At 59.3% G+C, this 23,353-nt stretch carries 19 protein-coding genes; 8 read left to right on the plus strand and 11 right to left on the minus strand.

The window, feature by feature from the left end; translation table 11 throughout:
- Positions 1 to 152 precede the first annotated feature (152 nt).
- On the minus strand, positions 153 to 980 hold the full coding sequence (locus JAO29_RS12940; protein ID WP_334268645.1) for a rhomboid family intramembrane serine protease: 828 nt from the start codon (positions 978 to 980) through the stop codon (positions 153 to 155).
- Positions 981 to 1,076: 96 nt separating this feature from the next.
- Positions 1,077 to 2,396, minus strand: coding sequence for a Y-family DNA polymerase (locus JAO29_RS12945; protein ID WP_334268646.1), 1,320 nt, complete (start codon positions 2,394 to 2,396; stop codon positions 1,077 to 1,079).
- Positions 2,397 to 2,588: 192 nt separating this feature from the next.
- Here JAO29_RS12945 and JAO29_RS12950 point away from each other — a divergent pair, with 192 nt between their 5' ends.
- Positions 2,589 to 3,209: a YdeI/OmpD-associated family protein gene (locus tag JAO29_RS12950; protein ID WP_334268647.1), complete on the plus strand. Its 621-nt coding sequence runs from the start codon at positions 2,589 to 2,591 to the stop codon at positions 3,207 to 3,209.
- Positions 3,210 to 3,285: 76 nt separating this feature from the next.
- On the opposite strand, the gene JAO29_RS12955 is transcribed toward JAO29_RS12950, so the two are convergent.
- Together JAO29_RS12955 and JAO29_RS12960 are read right to left on the minus strand one after the other, a co-directional pair.
- On the minus strand, positions 3,286 to 5,421 hold the full coding sequence (locus JAO29_RS12955) for a chitinase (RefSeq protein WP_334268648.1): 2,136 nt from the start codon (positions 5,419 to 5,421) through the stop codon (positions 3,286 to 3,288).
- A gap of 65 nt (positions 5,422 to 5,486) precedes the next feature.
- Positions 5,487 to 6,842 (minus strand): MGH1-like glycoside hydrolase domain-containing protein, encoded by a 1,356-nt coding sequence (locus tag JAO29_RS12960; protein ID WP_334268649.1) that lies wholly within the window; start codon positions 6,840 to 6,842, stop codon positions 5,487 to 5,489.
- Positions 6,843 to 6,888: 46 nt separating this feature from the next.
- Between JAO29_RS12960 and JAO29_RS12965 the strand changes: the two genes are divergently transcribed.
- Positions 6,889 to 8,127 carry an A/G-specific adenine glycosylase gene (locus JAO29_RS12965; protein ID WP_334268650.1) on the plus strand — a complete coding sequence of 413 codons (1,239 nt, stop codon included), beginning with the start codon at positions 6,889 to 6,891 and terminating at the stop codon, positions 8,125 to 8,127.
- Positions 8,124 to 9,806: a M28 family peptidase gene (locus JAO29_RS12970; RefSeq protein WP_334268651.1), complete on the plus strand. Its 1,683-nt coding sequence runs from the start codon at positions 8,124 to 8,126 to the stop codon at positions 9,804 to 9,806. Before JAO29_RS12965 ends, JAO29_RS12970 begins: the two co-directional genes overlap by 4 nt.
- Before the next feature lie 23 nt (positions 9,807 to 9,829).
- Here JAO29_RS12970 and JAO29_RS12975 read toward each other — a convergent pair whose 3' ends face one another.
- The 3 genes from JAO29_RS12975 to JAO29_RS12985 form a co-directional block, all read right to left on the minus strand.
- Entirely contained in the window at positions 9,830 to 10,267 is a 438-nt protein-coding gene (locus tag JAO29_RS12975; RefSeq protein WP_334268652.1) for a DUF1761 domain-containing protein, read from the minus strand.
- A 97-nt stretch (positions 10,268 to 10,364) separates the two neighbouring features.
- The gene (locus JAO29_RS12980; RefSeq protein WP_334268653.1) at positions 10,365 to 12,617 is read right to left on the minus strand and encodes a GH92 family glycosyl hydrolase; all 2,253 of its coding nucleotides are present in this window, start codon (positions 12,615 to 12,617) and stop codon (positions 10,365 to 10,367) included.
- A gap of 31 nt (positions 12,618 to 12,648) precedes the next feature.
- Complete coding sequence (locus JAO29_RS12985; protein WP_334268654.1) at positions 12,649 to 14,022, minus strand: MFS transporter; 1,374 nt, start codon at positions 14,020 to 14,022, stop codon at positions 12,649 to 12,651.
- Positions 14,023 to 14,053: 31 nt separating this feature from the next.
- Between JAO29_RS12985 and JAO29_RS12990 the strand changes: the two genes are divergently transcribed.
- The 4 genes from JAO29_RS12990 (at position 14,054) to JAO29_RS13005 (ending at position 19,089) form a co-directional block, all read left to right on the plus strand.
- Positions 14,054 to 14,287 carry a hypothetical protein gene (locus JAO29_RS12990; RefSeq protein WP_334268655.1) on the plus strand — a complete coding sequence of 78 codons (234 nt, stop codon included), beginning with the start codon at positions 14,054 to 14,056 and terminating at the stop codon, positions 14,285 to 14,287.
- A 126-nt stretch (positions 14,288 to 14,413) separates the two neighbouring features.
- Entirely contained in the window at positions 14,414 to 14,839 is a 426-nt protein-coding gene (locus tag JAO29_RS12995) for an OsmC family protein (RefSeq protein ID WP_334268656.1), read from the plus strand.
- A gap of 585 nt (positions 14,840 to 15,424) precedes the next feature.
- Positions 15,425 to 17,344, plus strand: coding sequence for an asparagine synthase (glutamine-hydrolyzing) (asnB, locus tag JAO29_RS13000; RefSeq protein ID WP_334268725.1), 1,920 nt, complete (start codon positions 15,425 to 15,427; stop codon positions 17,342 to 17,344).
- Entirely contained in the window at positions 17,281 to 19,089 is a 1,809-nt protein-coding gene (locus JAO29_RS13005) for an ArnT family glycosyltransferase (RefSeq protein ID WP_334268657.1), read from the plus strand. The genes asnB and JAO29_RS13005 overlap by 64 nt, the downstream gene beginning before the upstream one ends.
- 186 nt (positions 19,090 to 19,275) lie before the next feature.
- On the opposite strand, the gene JAO29_RS13010 is transcribed toward JAO29_RS13005, so the two are convergent.
- Both JAO29_RS13010 and JAO29_RS13015 read right to left on the minus strand, forming a co-directional pair.
- Positions 19,276 to 20,670, minus strand: coding sequence for an MBL fold metallo-hydrolase (locus tag JAO29_RS13010; protein ID WP_334268658.1), 1,395 nt, complete (start codon positions 20,668 to 20,670; stop codon positions 19,276 to 19,278).
- Entirely contained in the window at positions 20,667 to 21,005 is a 339-nt protein-coding gene (locus tag JAO29_RS13015; protein WP_334268659.1) for an ArsR/SmtB family transcription factor, read from the minus strand. The genes JAO29_RS13010 and JAO29_RS13015 overlap by 4 nt, the downstream gene beginning before the upstream one ends.
- Positions 21,006 to 21,074: 69 nt before the next feature.
- On the opposite strand from JAO29_RS13015, the gene JAO29_RS13020 reads away from it, so the two are divergent.
- The gene (locus tag JAO29_RS13020) at positions 21,075 to 21,554 is read left to right on the plus strand and encodes a rhodanese-like domain-containing protein (RefSeq protein ID WP_334268660.1); all 480 of its coding nucleotides are present in this window, start codon (positions 21,075 to 21,077) and stop codon (positions 21,552 to 21,554) included.
- 110 nt (positions 21,555 to 21,664) lie between these two features.
- On the opposite strand, the gene JAO29_RS13025 is transcribed toward JAO29_RS13020, so the two are convergent.
- Both JAO29_RS13025 and JAO29_RS13030 read right to left on the minus strand, forming a co-directional pair.
- On the minus strand, positions 21,665 to 22,453 hold the full coding sequence (locus JAO29_RS13025) for a tetratricopeptide repeat protein (protein ID WP_334268661.1): 789 nt from the start codon (positions 22,451 to 22,453) through the stop codon (positions 21,665 to 21,667).
- On the minus strand, positions 22,446 to 23,261 hold the full coding sequence (locus JAO29_RS13030) for a hypothetical protein (RefSeq protein ID WP_334268662.1): 816 nt from the start codon (positions 23,259 to 23,261) through the stop codon (positions 22,446 to 22,448). The genes JAO29_RS13025 and JAO29_RS13030 overlap by 8 nt, the downstream gene beginning before the upstream one ends.
- Positions 23,262 to 23,353 lie beyond the last annotated feature (92 nt).

A 23,353-nucleotide genomic window follows, 5' to 3' on the forward strand; every position in this document is an offset into this window, starting at 1 on the left:
TGAAGGTTGCTGACTGCAGACCCGTAACACTACTCAGCATTTGCGGTTATCTAGAGTTCAGAACTGATGGCTTGATTATAAGGGAACGACCTGCCCTCAAGACAAGAGCCGATTATGACCTTTTCGGGGCGGGGAACTGTCACCAGAAAGTGTTAGTTCATCCAGCGCTTGTCATTCGGATCTCGGCGAAGCTCATCCGGGTCGATATAGCGGCCATCCTTATCGAAGTGCACCTCGCGGTTCTGTTTCCGCATATACACTTCGAACTTCCTTGCTGCACGGCGACGCTTGTATCGGTAGTATGCGTTCCGAACGCCATAGAGACGCTCTGTGAAACCGAAGGCGAGACCTCGACGCGGTGCAAAACGGACAAAGAGGAATCCCGAGAGCGCACCGGAGAGTTGAAGCAGCGCACCGAAGTTGTCGGACTGCTTCAGCAGGACAGCAATTGCGATCAGGATGTAGATCGCGACCATGTACTTCGCCTTGATACGCAGGACGAACCACAGCAAGAATTCCTGGTCGCCGAAGAGCATGGCGATCGCAATCAGGAGACCGAAGATTCCTGACCACGCTCCAACCGCAACGACGTCCGGGCGCAGTCCAAACAGATGCGTGAACGAGACGGCGGTAGCAATCACTGCACCGCCGACCACGGAACTCCAGTAAAGCTCCGTGAACCACCGGCTTCCATGACTTCCCTCCAGCAGGGTGCCGGTGAACCACAGCGTCAGCATTCCGAAGAGGATGGAAAGAATGCCGGGATTGATGAGGGAATAGGTAAACAGCTGCCAAAGCTCACCTCGAACAACGGCCGAGGGCTCAAGCAGCAGGTGGAAGTTGAGCAGTCTGCTGAGAGAGGGCGAAACCCAGGAGAGAATGGCGAGCGCGAAAAAGACACCCACATTAAGCAGGATCAACCTGCGCACGGCCCCCCCAAAGGTTGGCAGAGCGAACGGAATGGACCCGGTTCGACGCATGGTGTTCTCCCTCTATTTCATCACAGCCAGGCTCTCCGTGCGGACGAGTCCTGATCTGCCGCACTCACGGCAGAACAAAACCGTTGTGCCGACCACCTACATGTAATCCACACCGTACTGCACGGGGATCTGGGTGAAGGCTATGCGAGTCGGTGCCGATTCACGTGCAGGAAGCATGCTGCCAAAGTGCAGGGTCGTATGCCCATACTTCAGGTTAAGCTTATCCATCGTGGCTGAAAGCTGCATCCGATTGCCGGGATCTCCAAAGAGATCTTCCTGGTGCTCGTCTTCGGGAACCAGGCTGCGCAGCGTCACTCCAACAAAGAACGGCCGCCCGAACTCTGCTCCCTGCGGACGTCGCTGCCACAGCCCGCGCATCGCTTCCAGCAACGAAAGTGTGTCCTGGCACTGAGGAAAGCGTGCCTCCATGCCCCACCCGGACTGCTTGATTCCGCTGAAGTGGCGTTTGGACTTCATCCGCTCCGCCTGCTCGCGTGTGAGCTGATAGCGGACGGTGATGGCCAGGGCACCGGTATAGAACTTCTCCATTCGCAGCCGCATCGAGGCCTTGTGCAATAACTTGTTGGCGACCGCCCAGGCACCCTCCTCGTTGCGAAACTCCGGCGCCATCACGTGGGAGTGACCGAGAGACTTCTGCACGTCCGCACCCACCGGTGCGCCATCGTCACCGGTATCTCCTCCACGCAGCCAGTGGAAGAGACGATCTCCCCAGACGCTGTTCCAGAGATCGTGCATGCCCCGGCGGTCGAGAGCCAGCAGCTGCTCCATTGTCGTAATCCCCTTGGCATGGAGCCGAGTCTCCGTGCGAGCGCCGACTCCAGGTAAGTCCCGAAGTTCCAGATGAGCGATCGCCCGCGGAAGCTGCGAGGGCAGCAGGCCGATAAGCCCGTCGGGCTTCTGCATATCGCTGGCAATCTTGGCGAGGTAACGATTCGGGGCCATACCGATAGAACAGCGCAGTGCTTCCCCGACATTTTTGTAGATTGACTGTTTGATTTCGAGTGCGATCTTTCGGGCCCGAGGCGGCTCCTGCTCACGCCCAATCAGCTGACAGCACATCTCGTCGATCGAAGGATTGTGAGAGACCGGACAGACCAGATCCACGGCATCGCTGATGGCCTTTGAGTACTTCGCATACTCGGTATGACTGCCTTCGATCAGGATGATGCCAGGGCACATCTTCTTGGCTTCGCCTACCTGCGTACCGGTCCTTACGTTGAAGGCCTTAGCCTCGTAGCTCGCCGCGATACAGCAGGTCGTGTCGGCCATCGTAGGAACAACGGCGAGTGGTCTTCCGCGATACTCGGGATGAAGTTGCTGCTCGACCGAAGCGAAGAAGCTGTTCAGGTCGATGTGCAGAAACTGGAAGCGATCGGGATGAGAGGCAGTCGACATGGGAGCGCTCAGACAAATTGTATTTGCTTTTTATTCGCTAAAGAAAAATTGCGCTGTCGCTGGCCTCAGGCACGGCCCTGATCCCACGGCCTCGATCGCACCGGGCCCGATCCGAGCAGGTCACTTCGTTCACAGCCGAATGTTGGCTGCTGCCCTGATCTGCTGCGCGAAAACTGCGGTAAACTCCCCTGCATGAAGACCGCAGGCAACTTCGATCCTCGCGTTGACGCCTACATCAACAAGTCCGCCCCCTTCGCTCAACCTGTGCTCACACACCTTCGCGAGCTTGTTCATAAGGTCCTTCCCGATATCGAAGAAGACATCAAGTGGAGCATGCCCTTCTTCACCTATCACGGACAGATGTTCGGCAACCTGGCAGCGTTCAAGGCGCACTGCAGCTTCGGGCTGTTTGGGGCGGCCATGCGCGATCTTCTCAAGAAAGACGGTTTTGACAGCGATGGCATGGGATCGCTCGGCAAGATCGCCACTGCCAGGGACCTTCCCACGGACAAGGTTCTGACCGGCTATATCAGGCAGGCAGCTGCCTTTATCGATGAGGGTAGCAAGACCATGACGCGGCCCAGAATGGCAGCAAAACCCGCTCCCGAGATTCCCGTCGAACTTGCAGCCGCCCTCAAGAAAAACAAGGTTGCGCAGAAGGTCTTTGACGGATTCAGTGTCAGCTGCCAGCGGGAGTACACGGAGTGGATCGCAGAAGCGAAACGCGCCGAGACAAAAGAGAAGCGCATCGTCCAGGCCGTGGAGTGGATCGCCGAGGGCAAACAGCGGAACTGGAAGTACCAGAATTGCTAGCGGTCGAAATATGATTGCGCGTCGTTAAATACAACAGGGCACGACTCTCGTCGCGCCCTGTTGTCTACTTCGATAGCTATTTGGCCGCGGGATAGCCGTGCAGTAACGGACCCACAGAGTTAGAGAAGTTATAGTTTCCGCGCCGGTCCCCGTCGATGGTCCAGAACATGGCGCCAATCATCTCCGGGTAGCCGCCCGGCTTGCGCAGCTTGTACGTCGTACCTGCAGGAGCTTTGCCTGTAATCAGGTAATCCATCGCCTCATCGACCTCTGTTACCTCGACGTCTCCTACAAGAAAGCCGACGGCGACCTGGTTTGCAGGCATGGGCGGGAAGAACTGTTTCGGATCGCCTCCGACGTTGAAGCCGTGCAGCAAAAGCTCGGTCATTGCGGCGTGATAATCGACGTGGCCTGCCTGATAGATCTCACCGTCAAGCCCCTCGAGCGGCGGCGTGTTGTAGTCCTGCACATCGATGAAGGTAAGGATGTCGCGGATTGCATAGGTGATGGCCAGGTACGATCCAAACTGTCCGCCGTAGCTCGGATAGCCCCCGGGAATCTGCGTGCCCTCCGGTACAAGGCTGATCATGAACCCGGGACCGAAGTGATCGTGAAGTTGCCGCAGCGCCGCGATCAGGTTCACGATCGAAGGCGTCGTCGGATGCCGGAAGTCCGTGTCACCCGGATCAATCGACAGCGAGGGACTCTCAAAGTCGATATCGATTCCATCGAAGCCGTACTCCTCCACGATCTTCGTCACCGAGGAGACGTAGTTCGGAATCCTCGCCGGATTCGCCAGCGTAAAGTGCTGGCCGCCTCCGCCGAGCGAGATCATCACCTTTTTCCCCTTGCTCTTCAGGTACTGAATATCAGCTTTGAAGGTTGCGGGGTCCATCCCGGTCGGTGTGTGGAACTGCAGCGTGCCTTCAGGCGCATTCTTGTCGGGAGTCGCGAAGGCCACCAGGATGTAGTCCCACTGAGGCGAAACGTCCCGCAGAGGAAACGTGCCGTTAGCACCTGCATAGCCTGACCAGTAGCCGATCAGCTGGTGCCCATTCCCGGCAGCCGGAGGCACGATCGGGGTTGCAGTCGGCGTTGTCGCCACCCCGGATCCACCACGTCGGGCCGGGCATGGCTGAGCGGCCTCCGTCAGGATCTTTTCGTCAGGGAAGCTGTATGTCTTTCCCATGCTCTCTGTCGATCCCGTGTACCAAGGCATCAGGGCGACATTCTGAACGTGATACGCCGCCTTACCCTCACCTGCAACATATGGTTCCGAAGCGGGGAAGTTGTTCTTGAGATTTGTGTCCGTAGGCTGCAGCTGGAAATAGGTGGAGGCTACGCGAGTGCCTCCGCATCGTCCGCCATCGCCGGGGCGCATGGAAGCAGGTCGCATCCAGCTGACCGCATTCCCAGGCGCAGAGGCCGGATTGAGATGCTGCTCGTACAGCTCATGCTGATAGAGCGGATCGAACAGTGAATCATTCACAAATTCTGCCAGCTGCTGCGTCAGTGGCTGCGCATCTTTATCGACAATGATGGACGGCGCATGGTTGAGATAGCTGGCGAGCACGAACGAGTTGCCGGTCGCGCGATCGACTCCGTGCGTTCCCCATGAGCAGCACACGGTAGCGTCCCCCATCGCATAGAACGTCGTATTGGGGGTGACCGCGAGCACGAGCTTGCCGTCCTGCTTTGGAAGCTGCTTGAAGATCTCCTTCTGCACAAACTCCAGGTCCACCACGGCTGCTGCCGAGCCGCTCGCCTTCGAAGTCAGCACATAGCCATATCCCGCAGGGATGGTAACGGTGATCGGCTTTACCTCTGGCTTGCCCAGCAGCGTATGCCAGTCCTTTGCAGCAGGGAAGGTCGTGCGAAGCATCGCGTCGGCATACTGTGTCTCGCCGGCGGTTGGAAACTTGAATCGCGAAAAGATTGGAGACCGCAACAATGCAGGCACGTCCTTGCCCGCATCCAGAACAAACGGCTTGCCTCCAACCTTCTTCGACTCGAAAGACAGGGTGACCGGTGCGAGCACCGTAGGAATGGTTGTGGTGCCGCCCTTCGCCGGATCTGCTCCCATCAACACATAGGACTTATCGCCCGCATGCTGGACAAACGTAGGAACCGTACCCTGCGCGGCGGCGGGGCGGAACGATGCAAGGCACAACACAACTGAGCCAAAAGCCTTCAATCTTGTGGGTAACGTCATCTCATCTCCGAAAATGTGAAGCCAGCATCTTGCAACGGAGTGACTGCTGGCAACTGGCAATTGACCTATTTAGTCGGCGCGTGACCCAGCCTGCGGGCAAACTCCAGAAATGTGAGCGCCGCCGGCGAATATCCGCTGGGATCGGCCTGGGTAAAGTCTCCCGTCTCGGGATCCATCTGCTGCCGGAATTCGATGTGCCGCATGATGGCCTCGCACCACTTCCCCATCAACTGCTTCAGCTCAGCATCCTTGCCGTAGTAGCCCATCCAGCGTGGCGTGCGCAGAGCAGTCAAAGCCTGGGTGGCGCCTCCCCAGCTGTTCCGTGGAATTGGTCTGACAAAGCTGGGGTCGTCCATGGCGATCGAAGTCAGGGGATACGGTGCCCAGAAGGCCTTCGGGTTATGGATCTGCCTCTTCCAGACCGCCTCGAAGATGGTGCGATCCCGTTTCTCCGCCATCTTCAGCACATGCTCTCCAAGAACCCGGCTGATCACATCCGATCGCACGCGCACAAACTTGTTATCTGCATCCAGATCATAGAAGGCCGCGTCTTTTTCGTTGTAGAGCTTTGAAAGGATCAGCAGGCGTAACTCTTCGGCCTCAGACTCCCACCGCGCGGCTTCGTCGGACTTGCCCAGCGCCTTCGCCATTGCCGATAACGCCACTCGTCCGCCATATACGGTCGCGGAAAGATCCGGACACAGCCGGGGTACTCCTACACCGGTTGGAAACTTCTTCGCATCCGCATCGGGACACCGGTTCGGGACGCCCTTCCATCGCGGACTATTGTCGTGCCCTGTGTCGTACGTACAGAAGCCTTCCACCAGGCCGGTGCCTCGCGTGTTGCGGTATCTGCGCAGCCATGCGTCCCATCGCCCGCAGGATTTATACGCGGTCTCCAGCAGCTCCTCGTCACGGGTTAGCTGCGACACCTCCCATGCCGTTGCCGCGATCGGCACCACCATCTGGATCTGGCCGTATCCGACCTCTGACGTCTTCACCGAGGCTGGGAGCTGACCATCCTCGCGCTGCAGTGCAAAAAACGCCATGTGATTGTTCTTCGCTACTGCAAGAGGAGCTTTGGCCGGATCGCTCTCCTGGACGTATTTCGCCAGCGTTCCGTAGACAAGGCCTTCCTGCGGTCCGCATTCCTGCCAGATTCCCTTATAGACGGCACCCTCAAACAGTACGGGTTTGTCATACCGCGGAACATTGCGCACGTTCCCGGCCAGGCAAGCCAAGGCGGCATCCCATGTCTCTCGCCAGCGCGAGGCGTCTTTTGCCGAAGCAGCATTTTTTGTGATTGCGGTCTGCGAGGCCCACGTGAAACCCCTGGTAAGTTGAAGGCCGGCTGCCGCTCCTGCTGCCTGCAGAACACTTCGCCTCGTTACCTTTGACGCTGGAAAAGACGCTGGTTGCATACTTCTCCATAGTACGTCGTCGCAAGAGACGATAGACTGTCCCCGCATGCAAGCTCAGAAGCGCCCCGCCGTGACTGGCGAGCCTGAGGCTGTCGCGGACGCGCCCTACACCGAACTCGATCCCACTCTGTTTCGTCGGCGGCTGATGAGCTGGTATCGAATGCACGCTCGTGAGCTTCCCTGGCGCGGCGTAAGCGATCCCTACCGCACCTGGGTCTCCGAGGTCATGCTGCAGCAGACGCGCGTCGCAGCGGTCATCGAACACTACAACGCCTTCCTCCGTCGATTTCCCACGATCCTGGCTCTTGCACTTGCCAGCGAAGATGAGGTGCTCGCCGCGTGGTCCGGACTGGGATACTACCGCCGCGCGCGGATGCTCCACAGAGCCGCCAAGTTCATCACCGAAGAACGCGGCGGTGTGCTTCCCAGTACAGCGGCTGAGCTTCGCACCCTGCCCGGAATCGGCGAATATACCTGCGGCGCCATCGCCAGCATTGCCTTCGGGGAGAGCGTTCCCGTACTCGATGGAAACGTCGAGCGCGTGCTTCTGCGCTTGCTGGGTCGTCCTGAAGACGGAACCTCGATCAGTCGAACCTATCTGCAGCGACAGGCTGCCGCGCTGGTTCCCCGCCGCCGGGTGGATAAGACGTCCAATGCTGCCGGTGATCACAATCAGGCCATGATGGAGCTCGGTGCGACGATCTGTCTTCCCCGCGCGCCTCTCTGTCTCAACTGCCCCGTCTTCTCCATGTGCAAGACGCGGGGAGAGCACGTCACACCGTTGCGGGCCGCTCAACGCAGCCGACCGGCGGCCCACCTGCTTTCATTGCGAAAGCGCGGTCCGGTGACCCAGGTTCTGCTGGAGCGGCGCGCTACGGACGTAAGCCTGATGGCCGGCATGTACGAGCTGCCCCCATTGCCTCTCGATGCCGTCGAGGGCCGCGAACCCTTGCTGCGCGTGCGCCACTCCATCACGAATACCAACTACTACGTGCAGGTCTTCGCTCCTCGGGGCTCACTGGATCGCGCCCTGCGCCGCGCCGTCCCCGCGGCCAAAGGCGATTTGCATTGGATCCGGACCAGCCGGCTTCCTTCCCTTCCGCTCACTGGACTGGCCCGCAAGATTCTGCAGCGGCTCGATGTCATGGAGATTCGACCGATCGTTTTGCCTGACCCCGAACCTGAAACCGAGGCCGCGTCCTCGCCGACTCCCAAGAGAGCAGGCGCCTCGCGTCCTGCGTCTAAAATTACGACATCGCCCTATCCAGCAGGAGCTCGCGAGTGAGATTGTCTTCCATTACGGCCCTTAGCCTCTTCGTCCTCGCCTCTTCTGCCCTCGCCCAGACAGTTCCTCCGGCAGTCAAATCGGCCGAGGCCAGCGTCGACGACGAAAGAATCCGCGCTCACGTGCAGTTCCTCTCCGACGATCTGCTTGAGGGTCGCGGTCCGGGGACACGCGGTGGCGAGATCGCCGCCAAGTACATCGCCGCGCAGTTTGAGGCTTACGGGCTGAAGCCCGGAGGCGACAACGGAACCTATCTGCAGCAGGTGAACTTTGTCGGCACAAAGGTCATACCCGATAAAACCCACGTCTCGCTGGTCCCTGAGCGACCAAAGGGTGAGGTCGCCATTGATCTCCACTCCTACGATCTGAAGTATGGTGACGACTACACCGTCAGCAACCGCACCCTGACGCCGTCCGTCGACGTCAATGCTCCTATTGTCTTTGTCGGATACGGTGTCGTTGCTCCCGAGTTCGGCTGGGACGACTACGCTGGCGTGGATGTGAAGGGGAAGGTGATCCTCTGCATCGTGGGCGACCCTCCGTCGGAAGATCCAAAGTTCTTTGGCGGCAAAGCCCTCACCTATTACGGTCGATGGACCTATAAGTTCGAGGAAGCCGCGCGGCACGGAGCCGTGGGCGCGCTCATCATTCACCGTACAGACCTCGCCAGCTACGGCTGGGATGTCGTGAAGAACTCCAACACCAGCGAGAAGACTTACCTTCGCGACAATAAGGATCCGCAGCTCGCAGCCGCAAGCTGGATCCAACTCGATGTCGCACGCACTCTCTTCAAAGCCGCCAATCTTGATCTCGACACCGAGATGGCAGCCGCAGGCAAGCGCGGCTTCAAGGCCCGGGAGCTTCCCGTGAGGCTCGAAGCCCACATCGAAAGCGCAGTTCGCAGCTTCCAGTCACCAAACGTCATCGGCATACTGCCCGGCCTGAATGTAGCGGAACATAAGCCCGACCAAGCCGTCATGTATACCGCCCATTACGATCATCTCGGCTTTGTACCGGGCATGGCAGGCGACAACATCTATAACGGTGCAGCGGACAACGCCACCGGCTGCGGCATGTTGCTGGAGATGGCCCGCGCATGGACGCAGTCGGGCATAAAGCCGCCACACTCCGTCATCTTCGCCTCCGTCGCCGCGGAAGAGCAGGGCCTGCTTGGGTCCGAGTACCTTGGACAACATCCGCCCGTCCCGCCATCGCAGATTGCCCTCGACATCAACTACGACATGATCCTCCCGATCGGCGTTCCCCGTGAGGTGAACCTCAATGGAGTGCAGCGAACCACCTTCAACTCTACGGTCGAGGCCACCGCGCGGCGATTCGATCTCTCCATCGTTCCCGATGCGCACCCGGAGGCAGGAGGTTATTACCGCTCCGACCACTTCAGCCTCTCGCGCGTAGGAATTCCCGCCTTCTCCGTCGATCAGGGCGACCTGTTTGAAGGCCACGACGAGGCCTGGGGAGCGGCGAAGAGCAAAGACTTCGTCGACCACGACTACCACAACTTCTCTGACAACTATCGGCCGGACTGGAACTTCCAGGGCAACGCCAAACTTGTTCGCTTTGGTCTCGAGGTGGGATGGGAAGCCATCACAGCGCCCAAGCCGATTGAGTGGTTACATGGCGATGAGTTCGAGGCAGCGCGCAGAGCTTCAGAGAAGTAGTTTGAATTCGGCATTGCCGTTCCTTATCGCGAATCGCGTAGATCCCGCTGTCTGGTCCAGCCACCCAGGACGGCTCCCATCAGCACCATGCCTGTGAGGCAGTAGCCTGAGATGATCGCGAGAATCTTCACCCCGCGGCCTTCGAACGCATACTCAGTAGCGAACGTTGTAAAGACCACGCAGAACCATAAAATGACTGCGATCTGAACTCCGCGTGCGGCTGTCGGCACACCGGTCACCTGGATCAGCCACGAGAGAAATATCGCCAGCGCTAACGTCATGATGAGGGCGATTCCATATGCTAGCGCCGGACTCACACCGCTCATCTGCAACTGCTCCATCGTGCGGCCAATTCCTTCCAGCCACGCGTTGCGAAACATCGTGAACCATACCGCGCCCAGACCGAAATAAGAGAGGGTCGCCACGATAATTGCCAGCGGATAATGATGCACGTTGTTCATACAGAAAGCCTCGCCTCCTGGATTGAAAACCTGGCCCATCAAACTCGCCGAAATTGTAGTCAACCTCGTCCGGAAACGTTCAACAAATCTTTCGGCCTCAATGACCGACCGGTGTGCCTCTCCACTCGCTCGCCCACTTCGAGGGCTTGGGTCCCATCACAAACTCCAGGTTTGATCCTTGCATGATGTCGCTGTAGCGCACGACGGGGCGGTTGAGCGGTTTGCCGTTCAGACTCGCAGACTGAATGTATACGTTAGCTGCGCTATTGTTTTTGGCCCTCATCGTGAAGGTCTTTCCGTTAGCAACGCGCAGAGCAAACTTTGAGAACATCGGGCTTCCGATCATGTACTCTCCGCTGGCGGGATTCACAGGATAGAATCCCATCGCTGTAAACAAGTACCAGGACGACATCTGTCCGCAGTCATCATCGCCGTCGATGCCCGAAGGCTGATTGGCATACTCTGCGTTGGCGATCTCACGCACCTTTGCCTGCGTCTTCCACGGCTCTCCGGAGTAGTCGTACAGGTAGCCGTAGTGATGGCTGGGCTCATTGCTGTGGATGTTGTGCTTGCCTGTAAAGTGCTGATCAAGCTTGGCGTTGTACTTGTCCGCGCCGCCCATCAGATCGACCATCCCGGGCAGATCGTGGAACGCGCCCCATGTGTAGACCCACGCGTCGCCTTCGGTCCATCCGGAGACAGAGCGATTGCCTGGGTTATCGCGTGTGCCTCCGATCGGCGCCCATTTGCCATCCGACGTGCGGCCGTTCATCAGGCTGAGCGCCGGATTGTAGAGATGTTGATAGTTGAGGGAGCGCTTGAGGAAAAACTCGTAGTCCTTCTGCCTGCCCAGCGCCTTGGCGATCTGCGCGACGCACCAGTCGTCGTAGCTGTCTTCGATGGTGCGCGATGCCGCCTCATCGGTCTTATCGGTCGGGATGTAGCCGAGCTGCTTGTAGTACGTCAGTCCCCCCCTGCCTTCATAGGGTGTATGTGGCTCGCGATCGAGCCAGCGGCGCGTGGTATCTCCGTCAGGAGGAGTCATCGCATCCTTGTACACTGCATCCCACGCCGTCTTTTTGTCGAAGCCGGTGATCCCCTTCGCCACCGCCTCTGCGATCAGAGAATCAGCATGCGTTGCGATCATGATGTTTGTATACGAAGGGTTCGGCCACTTCGGCATCCATCCGCCCTCTTTGTAGTTCTGCAGCAGAGCGGTAATCATGCCTGGCACGCGTTCCGGAGCGAGAAGCGTGATCATGCTGTTCTCGGCGCGGAAGGTGTCCCAGATGGAGTAAGCCGTGTACGATTCGCCCTGATGTACCTTGTCGTCGAAGGCGCTGTAGTAACGGCCATACTCCGAAAAGATACGAGGATAGAGCAGTGCATGGTAGATCCCCGTGTAGACGATCTTTTTCTGATCGTCACTCGCACCCTCCACGCTTACGCGGCTCAGCTTGTCGTTCCACTTGGCACGCAGCTTCTTCTGCACACCCTCGAAGTTCCATTCGGGGATCTCTTTGTGCAGATTCTCGCGCGCCTGGTCGACGCTGAGAAACGAGGTCCCTATGCGGACCTCGACAACCTCGCCCTCGCCGAACTCAGCGTACGCGCCGTGTGAGCCTGCGCTGCCGGCCCCATAGGTTTTTGCGTTCGTCCATGACCTGCGGAACTCGGCTGCGAAGTAGCCGTTGAAGTTGGGCAGCGCGAACGGACCAAGCCCGCGATCGGTACGGTCCGGGTTGTAGCCCGTGATCTCGTGCTTCGCAGCGTCGATGTCTGCTCCTCCTGCGACTCCGGGCCTAGATGCTTCGATCAGCACCCGGCCCTTTGAGCCTTTTGGAAAGGTGAAACGCATGTACGCGCAGCGTTCGGTCGCCGTCATCTCCGCCCGCACGCGACTCCCGTCCTTCGCAGTCATCCACACAGAGTAGTAGTCGGGCCGCGTGATCTCATCTGTGTGGCTGAAGTGCATCTGCCGAGCCTCAGGCGCCGTCTGCAGTTCACCGATCTGCGGCACTACCGTCACGTAGCCGTAGTCGCCCATCCAGATCGCCGGCTGGTGGGTTCCCATGAAGCCCTGGATGACATTGTCTTCGTACTTGTACGAGACCACGCTCAGCCGATTCTGTCTCGTCTGGGCGGTCCAGTTCGTCATGCCGAACGGTGGCGTCACAAAGGGCATGGTGCCGCCGTAGCCGATCTTGCCCGAGCCGGTGCCGATGTAAGGATTCACCCAGTCCACAGCATCGTGCGCCTGGCCGAAGGCGAAGGTGGAGAGGAGCAAAAGCAGCGCGGGGGTTCTGCGCCAGCGGCGCGCGATATTCAGCAGAAGGTCCTTGTTTCCCATCGCCAATGACGATAACAGAGCTGAGATGGAGCTAGCTGCCGGAGAGGGTGTGCTCCGTTGCCTGTGCGGTCTGCTCCTCGCCAGGAATGATTCCCATCTCGACGTAGATGGGCCGCATGATCCGGCGAATTGAGCGAAGCTGCGTACTGAACCAGACTCCTCCCAGAACACACACGGAGCCGGTGAAGATGACCGTGTGAGGAGCGCCGAAGCGGTGCGCCAGCGCTCCGGCCAACAGGCTGCCGAAGGGAGCCATTCCGACGAAGGCCATCGTGTAATAGCTCATAACGCGTCCGCGCTTGTCCTCGGGCACAAGAGTCTGGATGATCGTGTTGCTGGCAGCGAGACCCTGCATCATTCCAAAGCCTGTCACCAGCATCAGGACCAGCGAGACCGCGAGATGGTGAGAGAGGCCGAAGAGAATAAGTCCCGCGCCGAAACAGAATGCGGAGAGCTGGATCATCGTCGTCAGCCCGCGAACGGACTTGCGAACCGCCAGCGAGATCGCCGAGACGAGCGCGCCGACCCCTGAAGCTCCCGTGAGGAACCCGAGTGTGTGCGGGCCGCCGTGCAGAACGTTTGCGGCAAAGATCGGCATCAGCACCATAAAGGGCATTCCCATCAGGCTGATGAGGGCGAACAGGGACAGGATGGTCCGAATGGGTTGAAAGCCCGTCACATAGGACCAGCCCTCGCGCAGCTGCTCGACCATGGAGAGCGTTGGTTTCTGAGCCGTGGTCTGCGTCACCTGCATCATCAGCAGGGAGGCGACGACGGCGATGTAGCTTGCGCCGTCGATCAGGAAGCACCAGCCTTCGCCGACGGCGGCGATAATGAGACCCGCGATCGCCGGGCCGATGAGGCGAGCCAGATTGACGATCGAAGAGTTGAGCGCGATGGCATTGCCGAGATCGGTCCTGTCCGGCTTTCCCTCGCGCGGGGTGACCATCTGGATGAGGAAGGATTGGCGGCCGGGCATGTCGAAGGCGTTGATGAGGCCCTGAAAGACGCTGAGCGCGAGGATCTCGTGGATGGTGACGATCTTCGCCAGGGTGAGCGCAGCCAGCAGAAGCGACTGGATTCCGGCAAGCACCTGGGTCCAGACCAGCAGCTTGCGGCGATCCATCCGCTCGACGATGACGCCAGCGAAGGGAGCCAGCAGGAAGGTCGGAATCTGTCCCGCGAAGCTGACCGTGCCGAGCAGAAAGGCAGAGCCGGTCAGGCGATACACCAGCCAGCTGGTGGCGATGCGGGTGATCCAGGTTCCGATCAGCGAGATGCTCTGGCCGGTGAAGTAGAGCCGGAAGTTACGGTGCCGCAGCGCGCGCCAGGCGTGGGAGAAGCGGCTGCTTCGTTTTTCCGGCACGGGCCGTTCGGATTCGGGTGCTGCGATCTGCTGTTCCATCCTGGAAGACGTCTCTCGGGAGAGAGCACTGTTGTCTAAGATGATCGCAGAGGGCGAGGCGAAGTATCGGAAGGCGCTCGAGTTCGAGAAGAACTCAATAAAAATCGGCGCAGCTCAGAAAGTATCCACAAGTGCGGCAGACGAGCTTGCAGCGGCTGTCCTGGAGACGCGAGGAGCAGGTGGGACAGTAGACCTGATGATGTTCCGCGGGCAGCGAGCAGAGCTCGTCAGCCTGGCTCTTTTCTGCGCGTTCTTCGACAGCTGATTCGAGGTGGGACATCTCGACACTCTAGCGCAGTTTGCAGAATTTTCAACTGCCTGGCTCCCGCAGGGGAGCATCGAATCATGTACCGTCGATAGAGAACTTCGAGAACGAAAAGGAGAGACTTCCATGGATCGCAGCGCAAGCGCTATCTGGCACGGCACCCTCAAAGAGGGCAAAGGCACCATCTCCACCCAGAGCGGCACGCTCAAGGACACCCAGTACAGCTTTGCAGCCCGCTTCGCCGAAGGCGTGGGTACCAACCCCGAGGAGCTGATTGCCGCCGCGCACGCCGGGTGCTTCACCATGGCCCTGAGCGCACAGCTCACGGAGGCGGGCTTTAATCCGGAGTCCATCGAGACCAAGGCTGTTGTCACTCTGGACCTGCATGGCGAGGGGCCGACGATCACGAAGATTCACCTGACCAACACATCGAAGATCCCGAACATCGACAAGGCGAAGTTCGATGAGCTGGCGCACAACGCCGAGGTCGGCTGCCCGGTTTCGAAGGTTCTGAAGGCGGCGGAGATCACGCTGGACGCGACGCTGGTCTAGCCCTCCCCATTATTGGGTCAAAATCTTGATAACGCGTGACTTAGTTCTGGACCTCGATCTGCCGGGGTTCGCGAAAAGGCCCCAGCTGCTTTGCTGGGGCTTTTTCTCTTCTCTACTTAATTCTAGCGAATTGGGGAAACTAAACGGCATAGCTAAGCTCCTAAATCGAGGTGGCTTACATGGATTTTGGCGTGACAGAGCCGTTGCTGCCGGTCGCGCCTTCTTCCGGAGCAAAACGGTGATCGAGCGAATGCTACGACCGCTCCCATGACACACTTTCGCGTCCGTGTCCCCATCCGGAGTGCAGAATTTCCCCAAATAACAGAACAAACGATTTTCAGACTGATCTTTAGGGTGCTTCAAGTATCGAGGTTGTTGAGAGGCCGAAATGCGTGCGTGAAAATCAAGTGTTCTGTCGAGTCTCGGTCCCCGTCGCAACAAGGTCGTTAGGAAAGAAGCAGGCGAGACGAGGATCGCGTTCATGCGAAATTGACTTACAAAGTCGCAACTAATTTTAAATGCGATCTATTTCAAAAAGTTTCGGGTATATTGGCAAAAAAAAATAAAGGCCCCTCTTTTTCCGAGATGTGTGGAATTGCTGGTTATACCCATGTGTCCCATCCTTTTCTGCCCGAGAAGATCTACCAGGCAGTTGCTTCCATCCTTCACCGTGGCCCTGACGATCAGGGTGCCTGGCAAAGTTCTGCCGTCTCGCTTGGCGCTACACGGCTTCGAGTAATCGACACGGCTTCCGGTGGTCAGCCTCTGAGTTCGGAGGACAATGACTATGCCCTCGTCTTCAACGGCGAGATCTATAACCATGCCGAGTTGCGCACCGAACTGATTGCGCTTGGTCATCGTTTCCGGACCTCCTGCGATACAGAGGTCGTTCTGCGCGCATTTATGCAGTGGGACACGGCATGCATCGAGAAGCTGCGAGGGATGTTTGCCTTCGCAGCCTGGCGGGAGTCGCGCCGACGTCTCGTGCTGGCGCGTGACCGCATGGGCATCAAACCGCTTTATTACGCTTTCGTGGGTCGCGACATTTACTTCGGGTCGGAGATGAAGGCGATCTTTTGCCATCCTGAGGTGCCGCGCCACATCGATCTGAACGCGCTGGATGCCTACCTTGGCGTGAACTATGTTCCAGGGGCGAGGACGCTAGCGGCTGGAATCCAGAAGCTGATGCCGGGTTCTTTTCTAACCTGGAACGACGGGAAAATCTCGCAGCACAGCTATTGGAAGATCGATCGGGCCGATCTGAGCGCACATACCAGCCTGGCGGATTCGACGGCGAAGCTCGACTATCTGCTTACGCAATCCATGAAGGACCATCTGGCGGCGGATGTTCCTGTCGGAATCTGGCTAAGCGGAGGCATGGACTCGTCGACCGTGCTTCATTATGCGAGCCAGCAATCTTCTACCCCGCTGAAGACCTTCTCGATCACCTTCAATGGCCGGGAGTTCAATGAGGCCCCTCAACTGCGGGAGATGGCAGCGAGGTATAGTACCGAACACTACGAACTTGATCTAGGACCGGAGACAGTCACACCCGCCTCGATTGTTGAGTTGGCCTACTACGCAGATGAGCCAAATGCCGATGCGGGAGCCGTTCCCGTGTGGCACCTTTCCAAGATGTCCGCCAAGCACGCTACCGTTGCGCTGAGCGGCGAGGGAGCCGATGAGCTGTTTGGCGGCTATATCACCTATCTGGCCGACAAGTATGCACGACGTGCGCGATGGATCCCTGGCGGTGTCCGCCGGATTTCGTTGAACTCTGCAAATAGGCTTCCGGCCTCGAACAAGAAGATCGGTCTGGACTACAAGCTCCAGCGCTTTTTACAGGGAACCCTGCTGGATGAGCGTAGCTCGCATGTCTTCTGGAACGGAACCTTTTCGCAGCTTCAGCGAAAAGATCTGATGATGTCCTACGACGGTACGCACCTGCTGAAATTGTTAGCGACGATTCCGGCCACGGGAGATGTGCGTCGGTTTATGGCGTTCGATCAGGCGTACTATCTTCCCGATAACCTGCTGGTGAAGGTGGATCGCATGAGCATGGCGCATTCACTGGAGGTACGGCCAGCGTTTCTGGATCACCGTATTGTGGAGTTTGCTGCGACGCTGCCGGCGGACTACTGCATCCGCGGCCGCAACCTGAAGCTTCTGCTGCGCAATTTGATGAGAGACAAGCTGCCCCAGAGCATCCTGGCAAAGAAGAAACAGGGACTCGATATTCCGGTGCATGACTGGCTGCGGGGTCACCTGAAGCCGCTGCTGCTGGATACCCTCAATCAGAAGACGGTTGAAGAGAGCGGCATCATCTCCTGGCTATATCTTGAGCCACTGATAAAGCTGCACATGGAAAGAAAGGCAAATTACGGGTATCACTTATGGGGCATGTTGATGTTGTTTTTATGGATCAGACAGTGGGGGATCCAGTGCAACCAGGACCTCCAGGCCCCGGAGGCTGCTTTAACCGACTTTTCCGTCGCCTCCGCGTAGATACGATCGTTCTTCTGGTCGCCTGCTGTGCGTTTCTTCCGCTGGTCTTCAGCCCGCCGCACCTGATGGACGATGTGGATGCGGTACAGGCGCAGATTGCGCGTAATATGCTGGCGAGCGGCGACTGGGTCACGGCCCGGCTCAACGGGATAGCTTATCTTGAGAAATCTCCGCTGATCTATTGGATCATGGCGGGGTCCTATAAGATCTTCGGCGTGCACGACTGGTCGGCGCGGCTTCCGCTAGCCCTGATCAACATTGCTCTTTGCTGGGTCACGGCGCGGTTCGCACTGTGGGCCTTCGGACGCTGTGCAGGGATCTATTCCGGGGTGATTCTCGCGACCTGTGTCGGAATTTTTCTCTTCACACGCATCCTCATTCCCGATGCTGCCCTGACCCTGACGATCACGCTGGCGCTGTGGTCGATGCTGCGCCTGCTGGATGCGGAGGAGCCGAGGCCGGGACGCTGGCTACTAGTGCTGTACGTCAGCCTGGGCTGTGGCCTCTTGCTTAAAGGGCTGGTGGCTGCGGTGTTTCCGGTATTTATCGGGGGGATCTATCTTGCTATAGCAAGGCCGATGTCGTTGTGGGAGATTGTGCGCCGCCTGCGCCCGTTCGCTGGTCTTGCCATCGTGCTTGTTATCGCTGCGCCCTGGCATATTCTGGCGACGCTGCGGAATCCACCGTACTTTGACTGGACCATGCATTCGAGCCCGGGCGAGTATCACGGCTTCTTCTGGTTCTACTTTCTCAACGAGCACCTCTTCCGCTTTCTCAACATGCGCTACCCGCGCGACTACAACACGGTCCCGCGGCTGTGGTTCTGGCTGCTGCATTTTGTGTGGCTGTTTCCTTGGAGTCTGACGCTTCCGCTTGCCTTTCGACAGAGCTATCGGACAAATGACCGCGCGGGAAGAACTCGTCTGCTGGGCCTCGTCTGGGTACTTTTCATTCTGTTCTTCTTCACGCTCTCGACGACGCAGGAGTATTACTCGCTGCCGATCTATCCTGCGCTGGCGATGCTGCTTGGCAGCCAGCTTGCCGAGAGGGAGAGATATCCCAGATGGGCGCGCATGGCGCTAGGCTCTGTGCTCGCGCTGTGTCTCGCCGCGATTGCGTTTCTTCTCGTGTATACAGCGAAGTTACCAACGCCGGGTGACATCTCTGCCGCATTGACCCAGAATCCTGATCTGTACACGCTTTCGCTGGGACACATGAGCGATCTCACCCTCCAGGCCTTCGCGTATCTCCGGTTGCCGCTGATTGTGGCGGGCTGCGCGTTGCTGATTGGGGTAGTGTCTCTGATGCGCGCGCAGAGAACGGGGAGAGTTGTGGCCGGCCTGGCGGTAATGATGCTGATCTTTTTACAGGCCGCACGGCAGGCGCTGATCACCTTCGACCCTTATCTAAGTTCGTATCAGCTTGCAGAAGCTCTGGAGAAGGCTCCTCCGGGCGAGCTGATTGAAGGCGATGCATACTATGCATTCTCGGCGACGTTTTTTTACGCGAACCGTCCCGCCCTGTTTTGGAATGGAAGAAGCGCGAATCTTGAATATGGTAGCTACGCTCCCGGAGCAAAGAAGGTGTTTATCGATGATGCGCAACTCAAGGGTTTGTGGCTCAGTCCGCAGCGGATGTACGCGCTTGTCTATGGAACGGACATGCCGCACATGAAGGTTCTACTGGACCAGCACTTCAGTGTGGTGGCGAAGAGCGGAGGGAACTACCTGCTTGCGAATCGATAAAGCCAAAGCCCAGAGTGCGTGTCGGTAGGACTGGTCGTGATGCTGGGGCTGCCTATTGGTCGCGATATTCGCGGAGCCCTTGGCGGAGATGGCTGTGCGGAGTGAGGACGGGCGGCAGCTTGAGCTGGGAGATGTGGAGCTGGAGATGCCGCAGAGCCGGGAGGCCTGATCTCAGGACGGCTCTGCTCACGAGTCCTGAGTCATGGAGACGGGGCGCGAACGCTGCTTCCAGGCGCCCATGCCTCCGTCCATGCTCTTGACGGCGGTAAATCCGGCTTTGAGCAGCAGGCTGGCGGCGATGCTGGAGCGATAGCCGCTTCCACAGACGGTGATGATCTCTTTTTCCCGTGGCAGGGTGTCGAGATGGGCAGGGAGATCTCCGAGCATGATGTGTACCGCACCCTCGATATGGCCGGAACGCCATTCTCCATCGCTCCTCACATCGAGAACCGCGGCGCCGGGATTGCGTCGCTCCACCTCTGCCGTAGAGATCTGATAGAGGGGAGCGAAGTCGAGACCGGCATCGATCCATGCCGGCATGCCACCGGCGAGAGAGCCGAGCACATGGTCGAGCCCGACCCGCATCAGGGCTTGTTGGGACTCCTGGTCTTCACCGGTATTGTCGATCAGGACGATTTGACTCTCGGGATTGAGGAGCCACCCGGCCCAGAGCGAAAGGTTTTGCCCGGCGCCGATGTTGATGGAGCCGGGTACGTGGGACCCTCCAAAGGCTTGCGGACGGCGAAGATCCAGCAGGACCGAACGGGAGCTCTTTCGTATGTCTTCCAGCTCGGCAGGGGAGAACTTCTTCGGTTGGGGGAGAGAGGCGATAGAGGCTGCACCGCGGGAGTTCAGCTCCTTCATGCGCGGGTAGTAGCTGGGCATGGGGGGCACGGTTCCGAGAACTTCGGCGATGAAGCCTGCCTCATCCATCCGAAACAGCGGATTGGTCCTGCGCTCATATCCGAGCGTCGATTCCGGTTTGTCGTCCATGCCCGCACCACAGAGGGATCCGGCGCCATGTCCGGGATAGATCTGCACGCCATCCGGCAGGGGATCGAGGCGGCGATGGAGACTTTGAAACAGCTCATGGGCGAGTCCCTGCTTGGCCTCCTCTCCCAGCAGGTCGGGCCTGCCGAGTGAACCGACGAAGAGGAAGTCGCCGGAGAAGAGGGCGAGTGGCTCCGTCATGCTGCGTTTGGTATCGAACAGAAGGAAAGAGAGGTGTTCCGGTGTATGTCCCGGAGTGTGCATGGCCTCGAGGCGGACGCTGCCAATCTTTATCGCGTCGCCGTTGCGCAGAGAGCGGTGTGGCATCTGGTAGCGATACTGCTGCCCTTCGTCGTAGCCGCTGAGCGCCAGTTCGGCACCGGTCTCTTTTGCCAGCGCGCTGGCGCCGGAGGCGAAGTCGGCATGGATGTGGGTTTCGACGATGGCGATCAGGACCAGACCCTCGTTCGCGAGATACCGCGTATACCGCTCTGTATCTCGCATGGGATCGATCACGACGGCCTCGCCGTCGGACGAAACAATGTAGGCATACTGTGCGAGGCCCGGTGTCTCAAACCGCTCGATCTTCATGATTTGACCTTCCGTTTGCCATTACCGCTCAACTCTTCAAATTCGCGCCTGCTTCTACGGGCCGCGTTCCGGCAGACCAGATCACACAACTTGAACACCATGGGGTCACTGATCGAATACAGCATCGAGGTTCCGTCCCGCCGTCTGCCAACCAGCCCAGCGTCATGGAGCAGCGCGAGATGCTTGGAGACGTTGGGTTGATTGCCGTCCAGGGCGGAGACCAGCTCGTTGACCGTCTTCTCACCTGCCTGCAGCTGCTGCAGCAGACGCAGGCGGAAGGGTTCTCCAAGCATGCGGAAACGCCGGGCTACAAGTTCCATCATCTTGTCGGACATGAGCTCCGAATTCATATGAATGATAATATCACCATATAGCGATATAGTGAATATTGGGGAGGAAGAGAGATGATGGCGATCCTAATCGACGTGCGGGAGTATCCCGAGTTTGCCAATGGACACATCCACGATGCGCAGCTGGTGCCTCTCGGCACGATTGAGCAGGCAAGTGAGGCCTGGGACAAATCGGCGCCGATCATGCTGGTCTGCAAGAGCGGCCGCCGCGCGGAGCAGGCCCGGAAGCTGCTGGCGGCCAAAGGATTCGAAGCACTTTCCGTTATGCCTGGTGGCATGGACGGCTGGGCCGCGGAGGGCAAGCCCATGGTAAAGGCGGCGCATCGACCCTGGGCCATGGAACGCCAGGTCCGCACAGTAGCGGGTTCGCTTGTCGTTGCGACGCTGGCGCTGGGCGTGACGAAGTCGCGATACTTTCTTATAGCCACGGGCCTGGTCGGCGCCGGTCTCGTCTTCGCGGGCGTCAGTAACACCTGCATGATGGCGTCGGCTCTGGCGCGAATGCCCTGGAACCGGCCAGCCAAAGGGCGGTGACGAGTCCGCTTGCCATGGGACGCGGCCTCTAAAGCGGCTTTCGTCTTCGTGATGAAGATTCCGGCCGCAACTTCAATGTACCTTGCGTCGATGCGGTCGAAGCCGAGGTGCTACGGATCGCGATATTCGCGGCGCTTGAGTTCGCGGAGCGCCTGCTTGTGGCCTTGAAGCGCGGCCTGACGGATCCAGTGGCGGGACTGGGTGTAATCGTGCTCGACGCCCTGACCGGTGGCGTAGAGTTGGCCGAGCTGAAACTGGGCTTCAGCGTTGCCCTGATCGGCGGCCCTGCGATACCACTGGGCGGCCTGCGCGTAATTGAGCGGAACGCCCAACCCTATGCAGTAGAGGTCCGCGAGCTTCTGCTGGGCTTCGGGAAAGTCCTGGGTGGCGGCCAGTCGATACCAGTAGGCCGCGTCGGTGTCGCTCTGTTCGACTCCTTCGCCCTTGCGATACATGAGGCCGAGATTGTACTGCGCCCAGGCGAGATTGCTGTGGGCGGCGCGCTGGCACCACGCAAAGGCCTCTGCGAAGTCGTTGGCGGTGTAGAAGCGAAAGCTGAGATTGGCCTGTGCGTAGGCGTGGCCCTGCTCGGCTGCCTTGCGCTCCCAGAGGGCGGCCTGAGTTGAATCCTGCGGGAGGCCCTGGCCGGAGTCGTACATGGTGCTGAGGATGTATTGGGATTCGGCGTGGCCCTGCTCGGCGGCAAGCCGAAAGCTGTTGGCTGCCTCAGCGAAGCTGCCAGCGTTGTAATCGGCGATGGCCTGCCGGTAGTGCGGGTTGGAGGCTGCGCTGGCTGCATCGTGTCGGCCGCGGGCGATGATGCCGGAGCGCGTGGAGTGCAGCGAAAGTACGGCACTCGAAGGGACGTGTTGCAGGCCGGTTTTGGCTTTGTCATCCATCGGCGCGTTGTCGTTCCTCGTCGCTCTGGCGTCTTTGCGCCTTGACCTGGCGCTCGACGAACTCGAAGCGGTGACGGGCGTCGGCGATCTGCTCGCGGAGGCTGGTGGCGAGTTCGGTGAGGAGGTCGCGGTGTTCGCGAGCCGCGGCTTCGGCGTCGAGCTGAAGCTGGGCGATCTCGCCGGTGAGCAGCGTTTCGCGCTCGGCATCGAGGGCGGCGATGTCGCGCTGGGCGTGCTGGATCTGCCGGCTGATGCGGAGAAGCTCGGCGGCGATGCCTTCGCCGGCGATAGAGGCGCTGATCTCGCGATGATCGTCGAGCAGGCGCTGCAGGGTCTCGATATCACCGCGGCTGTAGGCCTGGTTGGCGCGTGCCATCAGCAGGGTGAAGTGCTTCTGTTCGGCGTCGTCGCGCGCGAAGTCGGGGTGGATCCGCTTGGCGACGTCGCGGAAGAGGGTCTTGAGGCCGGGGGGCGGATCGAACTCCTCGGCCTGCGAGGCGGAGGAGTAGGCCGCGTCGTGGGTCTCCTGCGCGCGCTGGCGGCTCTCCCGGGCACGGCTGCGGGCCGAGTCGGAGTCGTAGAGGTCGACTTCGCGCTCGGCGATGCGGGCTTCGATGTCGTCGAGCTCGGCGTAGAGGACGCCGACCTGGCGAAGGTAACGGCCTTCGAAGCTCTTGAGCTGGGCGCGGATCTGGGCGAGCTCGGATTCGCGTTCGGCGAGCGTTGCACGCACGGTGGCAAGATGCTCCAGCCTGGCGAGGAGCGCGGCGTCGTCCGGGGTCTGCTGAAGGATGATTTCGGCTGGCATGCGGCTTCCCGTAAGTTCCAGTTTATCGGAGGTGCGGCGCGATCGCATGCCGGTGGGACGCGGGATGGCCACAGAGGCGATCCCGCGTCCCA

It is taken from the genome of Edaphobacter sp. HDX4, assembly GCF_036877565.1.
In the GTDB taxonomy this organism is placed as follows: domain Bacteria; phylum Acidobacteriota; class Terriglobia; order Terriglobales; family Acidobacteriaceae; genus Edaphobacter.